The sequence below is a fragment of the Trebonia sp. genome, assembly GCF_049794275.1.
Lineage (GTDB): Bacteria > Actinomycetota > Actinomycetes > Streptosporangiales > Streptosporangiaceae > Trebonia.
The window spans coordinates 1-4,619 of record NZ_JBARCR010001191.1; the positions used below are offsets into that span (position 1 = coordinate 1).

The following is a 4,619-nucleotide window of genomic DNA, read 5'->3' on the forward strand; positions in this document are numbered from 1 at the left end:
ACCGCCGCCTGCGCCCAGCCGGCGACCAGCTCGCCGTGCGCGGTCAGCCGCGAGCCGTGCGGGGACCGCTCGATCAGCGCCACGCCCAGGCGGCGCTCAAGCCGCCGGATGCGAGTGCTGGCGGCCGGCTGGGAGATCCCGTGCTCCCGCGCCGCGAGCCCGAGGCTGCCCAGCCGGGCTACGGAGAGCAGCAGGTCGAACGGCATCAGGTCGGTCACCCGTTCAGGAAGTGTCATAACGTCAGGTTATGGCTCCATGCCCGATTCGCGTCTACCCGGCGGGGGCGGATCGCGGTGATGCTCGATGTCATGATCGATCAGCTCCAGAGTCAGCCGCGCCCGTTCGGGATAAGGGAAGAGAAGCACCGGCTGGGAGACGTGGTGCTCGGCGTGGCACCGAACTGGTTCGCGGCTGTCATGGGCACCGGGATCGTGGCGATCGCGGCGGCGACGCTGCCGCTGCGCGTCCCGGGGCTGCGCGCGTTCGCGCTGGCGGTGTGGGTGCTGGCCGCCGCGCTGCTCGTCGTCTTCACCGGCGCGCTCGCGGCGCAGTGGCTCCGGCACAGGGAGCGGGCGCTCGCGCACGCGGCCAACCCGGTCATGGCGCAGTTCTGGGGGGCGCCGGCGATGGCGCTGATGACCGTCGGCGGCGGGACGCTGCTGGTCGGCAGGGACTGGCTGGGGCTCAGCGCGGCGGTGGACACCGACTGGGCGCTGTGGGCGCTGGGGACCGTGCTCGGGCTGATCACCGCCTGCTGGATCCCGTACCTGATGATGACGCGGCACCAGATCGAGGCGGACGGGGCGTTCGGCGGCTGGCTGATGCCGGTGGTCCCGCCGATGGTGTCCGCGGCGAACGGGGCGCTGCTCGTGCCGTACGCCGCGGCCGGTCAGGCGCGGCTGACGCTGCTGGCGGGGTGCTACGCGATGTTCGGCATCAGCTTGTTCGCGTCGATGATCATCATCCCCTTGGTGTGGTCGCGGCTGGTCACCTACAAGACGCTGCCCGCCGTCATGGTGCCCACCTGCTGGATCGTGCTCGGGCCGCTTGGGCAGTCGATCACCGCGGCAGGGAACCTGGCGCGGGTCGCCGGGCTGGGGCTGCGCGCGCCGTACCCGGCGGGGGCTGACGTGTTCGCCCTGCTGTACGGGCTGCCGACGTGGGGGTTCGCGATGCTGTGGCTGGCCATCGCGGCGGCGCTGACGGCGCGGGCGGTACGCGGCGGGATGCCGTTCGGGCCGACCTGGTGGAGCTTCACGTTCCCGGTCGGGACCTGCGTGACAGGGACGATCGCGCTGGCCGCCCGCACGGATTCCGAGGTGTTGCGCTGGGCGAGCGTGGTGCTGTTCGCGCTGCTGGCCGTCGCGTGGCTCGTGGTGCTGGCGCGGACGGCCGCCAGAAGTGTCCGCGGGAAGGCTGGACTACCCCCCAGAAGTGTCTTACGGTGCTGCTATGGCTTCAACGGTGACGCCACCGCCGCCCGAGGTTTGCCAGCTGTTCGAGTTGCGCAGCGAGCCCGCGCGTGACCTGGCCAGGCAGGCGGGCGCCGTCGCTGATGCCTGTCACGCGATGGCGGTGCGTTTCCACCGGGGCGGCAAGCTCATCGTTTTCGGCACCGGCGGGCCGAGCGCCGACGCGCAGCACGTCGCGGTGGAGTTCGTGCACCCCGTGATCGTCGGCAAGCGCGCGCTGCCCGCCATCTCGCTGACGACAGATGTGGCCACGGTCACCGGGATAGCCGAGCGGGAAGGCGTGGCGGCGATCTTCGCCCGCCAGCTGCGCGCCGTGGCCCGGCCTGCTGACATCGCCATGGGGATCTCCGCCGACGGCGCCAGCCCGAGCGTGCTCGCGGGGCTCGAGGCGGCACATGAGATGGGCTTGCTGACGATCGCGCTGGCGGGCGGGTCCGGCGGCCGGGTGGCGGCCAGTCCCGCGGTCGACCACCTGCTGATCGTCGCCTCCAGCGATCCGCGGGTAGTGAAGGAACTGCAGGTGACCACCTACCACGTGCTATGGGAGCTGGTGCACGTGTTCTTCGAACAGCCGGGGGTGCTCGGTCCCGAGGTCGTGCGATGACCGAATGCCAGGGCGACCACTGCATCACCTGCGGGGACATCGCCGTGGAGGTCACGGTGCTGCGGCTGCTGCCCGACTCGCTCGCCGTCGTCGACACCGGCCAGGGCACCTGCGAGGAGGTGAGCGTCGCGCTGGTGTCCGCCGCGGCAGGCGACACGATCCTGGTGCACGCCAGCGAGGCGATCGCCGTGGTGCAGCGCGCCGGGGAGGCGGTGACCTGATGAGCACGCCGCCAACGGACGGCCCCACGAACGGCTCCACGGACGGCCCCACGGACGGCCCCTCGGATGGCACTGCCGCGATGGAGGCGCTGTACCCGTTCCTCTACGCGGACTCGTCGGACCTGTCCGCCGTGCTCGAGCAGGTGCGCGCCTCCACGACGGCCAAGGCCGAGGAGATCTTGCAGCTACGGCGGGTCATCTGCGAGCGCGACGGCGCGCGGCTGGCGGAGTGCGCGCGGCGGGCCGCCGGCCGGTTCCTGGCCGGCGGACAGCTGTTCGCGTTCGGCAACGGCGGCAGTGCCACGGACGCGCAGCAGCTGGCGACGCTGTTCCTGGATCCGGGCGGCGGCGTTCCGGCTTTGCCGGCGTTCGGGCTGGCCAACGACACGGCCGTGGTGACGGCGCTGTGCAACGACATCGGCGTCGACGTGGTGTTCTCGCGGCAGCTCGCCGCGTTCGGCGGCCGGGACGACATCGCCGTCGGGCTGTCGACCAGCGGCAACTCGCCGAACCTGCTGCGCGCCTTCGACGAGGCGAGCCGGCGCGGGATGCTCACCATCGGGCTGGCCGGCTACGACGGCGGCAAGATGGCCGAACTGGACAGCATCGACTACCTGTTCGTGGCGCCTACCACGTCGATCCACCGGATCCAGGAGGCGCAGACCACGATTTACCAGGTGTTCTGGGAGCTCGCCATTGCGGCTCTCGTGTCAGATGCGGACCCGGATCCGGATCCGGAGGAGGTGTCACATGTGTCTCGGCATACCGGGTGAGGTGGTCGAGCTCCACCCAGAGCAGCCCGACCTCGCCAAGGTGAACGTCAGCGGCGTCAAGCGGCTGATCAACATCGGGCTGCTGGCTGACGACCCGCCCAAGCCAGGCGAGTGGGTGCTGATCCACGTCGGCTTCGCCCTGTCCAAGATCGACGAGGCCGAGGCGGCCGCGGCCATGGCGTTCCTCGAGGGGATCGGCCAGGCGTACGAGGACGAGATCAAGGCGTTGCAGGAGTCACTGATCGAGTAAGGGAGCGGCCGGCGATGCGATTTGTCGACGAATTCCGTGACGCGGACCAGGCCCGCGCGCTCGCGGCCAAGATCGCGGCGCTGTGCGAGCCCGGCCGGCAGTACAAGCTCATGGAGGTGTGCGGCGGGCATACCCACACGATCTACAAGCACGGCCTCGAGGACTACCTGCCCGAGTCCGTCACGCTGGTACACGGGCCCGGCTGCCCGGTCTGCGTGATCCCGATGGGCCGGGTCGACGACGCGATGCACCTGGCGGCGCGGCCGGACGTGATCATGACCTCGTTCGGGGACATGATGCGGGTGCCCGGGTCTAGCGGGTCGTTTTTTGACGCCAAGGCGTCAGGGACGGACATCCGGATGGTGTACTCGCCGCTCGACTCGCTGAAGATCGCGCGTCAGAACCCGGACCGTCAGGTCGTCTTCATGGCGATCGGGTTCGAGACGACGGCGCCGTCCACCGCGATGACGATGCTGCGCGCCGCCGCCGAGGGATTGACGAACTTCTCGGTGTTCTGCAACCACGTGACGATCGTGCCGGCGATCAAGGCCATCCTGGACTCCCCCGACCTGCGGCTCGATGGGTTCATCGGGCCGGGGCACGTGTCTACGGTCATCGGCTGCCGGCCGTATGAGTTCATCGCGCGGGACTACGGGAAGCCGGTCGTGGTGGCAGGCTTCGAGCCGCTGGACATCCTGCAGTCCATCTACATGCTCATGCTGCAGCTCGCTGACGGGCGTGCCGAGATCGAGAACCAGTACTCGCGGGTCGTGCCGTGGAACGGCAACCCGGTGGCGCTACGCGCCATCGGCGAGACGATGGAGCTGCGGCCGTACTTCGAGTGGCGCGGGCTCGGGTTCATCTCGCACTCGGCGCTCCGCGTCCGGGACAAGTACGCGGCGATGGACGCCGAGCGGCTGTTCTCCGTGCCCGGGGTGCGGGTCGCCGACCCGAAGGCGTGCCAGTGCGGCGAGGTGCTCAAGGGCGTGCTGAAGCCGTGGGAGTGCAAGGTGTTCGGGACGGCGTGCACGCCGGAGACGCCGATCGGCACCTGCATGGTGTCGCCGGAAGGCGCCTGCGCCGCGTACTACAACTTCGGCCGGGTGGAACGGCACCGGGTTCTCGAGGCGGTGCCGGCGGGGTCGGCGGGGTCGGCGGGCAACTCGTGACCGCCGGGGACACCCGCCAGGGCCCTGGCGGCGGTGGTTCTGCCGGCGGCGGGTGGATCGAACAGGCGTTGCGGGAGCACGAGGAGGCCGCTGGTCCCGCTTCCGCGTCGCCGGCCGAGCCGTCCCCGGC

The 4,619-nt window shown here is 70.7% G+C and carries 7 protein-coding genes; 6 read left to right on the top strand and 1 reads right to left on the bottom strand.

Annotation, left to right across the window (positions count from 1 at the left end; translation table 11 throughout):
* A partial coding sequence (locus tag WA805_RS29410; RefSeq protein ID WP_425243950.1) for a helix-turn-helix domain-containing protein occupies positions 1-236 on the bottom strand: 236 nt, incomplete at its 3' end.
* Between the two features lie 72 nt (positions 237-308).
* Here WA805_RS29410 and WA805_RS29415 point away from each other — a divergent pair.
* From WA805_RS29415 to hypD, 6 genes are read left to right on the top strand one after another with little or no spacing between them, the layout of a single operon-like run.
* Positions 309-1,526, top strand: a complete 1,218-nt coding sequence (locus WA805_RS29415) for a TDT family transporter (RefSeq protein WP_425243951.1) — start codon at positions 309-311, stop codon at positions 1,524-1,526.
* Positions 1,453-2,076 carry a D-sedoheptulose-7-phosphate isomerase gene (locus tag WA805_RS29420; RefSeq protein WP_422278284.1) on the top strand — a complete coding sequence of 208 codons (624 nt, stop codon included), beginning with the start codon at positions 1,453-1,455 and terminating at the stop codon, positions 2,074-2,076. Before WA805_RS29415 ends, WA805_RS29420 begins: the two co-directional genes overlap by 74 nt.
* Positions 2,073-2,297: a HypC/HybG/HupF family hydrogenase formation chaperone gene (locus WA805_RS29425; protein ID WP_422339736.1), complete on the top strand. Its 225-nt coding sequence runs from the start codon at positions 2,073-2,075 to the stop codon at positions 2,295-2,297. The genes WA805_RS29420 and WA805_RS29425 overlap by 4 nt, the downstream gene beginning before the upstream one ends.
* Entirely contained in the window at positions 2,297-3,070 is a 774-nt protein-coding gene (locus WA805_RS29430; protein ID WP_424562742.1) for a D-sedoheptulose-7-phosphate isomerase, read from the top strand. The genes WA805_RS29425 and WA805_RS29430 overlap by 1 nt, the downstream gene beginning before the upstream one ends.
* Entirely contained in the window at positions 3,048-3,320 is a 273-nt protein-coding gene (locus tag WA805_RS29435; protein WP_422288922.1) for a HypC/HybG/HupF family hydrogenase formation chaperone, read from the top strand. Before WA805_RS29430 ends, WA805_RS29435 begins: the two co-directional genes overlap by 23 nt.
* 14 nt (positions 3,321-3,334) lie before the next feature.
* Entirely contained in the window at positions 3,335-4,489 is a 1,155-nt protein-coding gene (hypD, locus tag WA805_RS29440; protein ID WP_425243952.1) for a hydrogenase formation protein HypD, read from the top strand.
* The last annotated feature ends 130 nt before the right edge of the window (positions 4,490-4,619 follow it).

Bases quoted from the DNA above. Each gene is read 5' to 3' on its own strand.
- WA805_RS29415 (WP_425243951.1), top strand. From the start codon at position 309: ATGATCGATCAGCTCCAGAGTCAGCCGCGCCCGTTCGGGATAAGGGAA.
- WA805_RS29420 (WP_422278284.1), top strand. From the start codon at position 1,453: ATGGCTTCAACGGTGACGCCACCGCCGCCCGAGGTTTGCCAGCTGTTC.
- WA805_RS29425 (WP_422339736.1), top strand. From the start codon at position 2,073: ATGACCGAATGCCAGGGCGACCACTGCATCACCTGCGGGGACATCGCC.
- WA805_RS29430 (WP_424562742.1), top strand. From the start codon at position 2,297: ATGAGCACGCCGCCAACGGACGGCCCCACGAACGGCTCCACGGACGGC.
- WA805_RS29435 (WP_422288922.1), top strand. From the start codon at position 3,048: ATGTGTCTCGGCATACCGGGTGAGGTGGTCGAGCTCCACCCAGAGCAG.
- hypD (WP_425243952.1), top strand. From the start codon at position 3,335: ATGCGATTTGTCGACGAATTCCGTGACGCGGACCAGGCCCGCGCGCTC.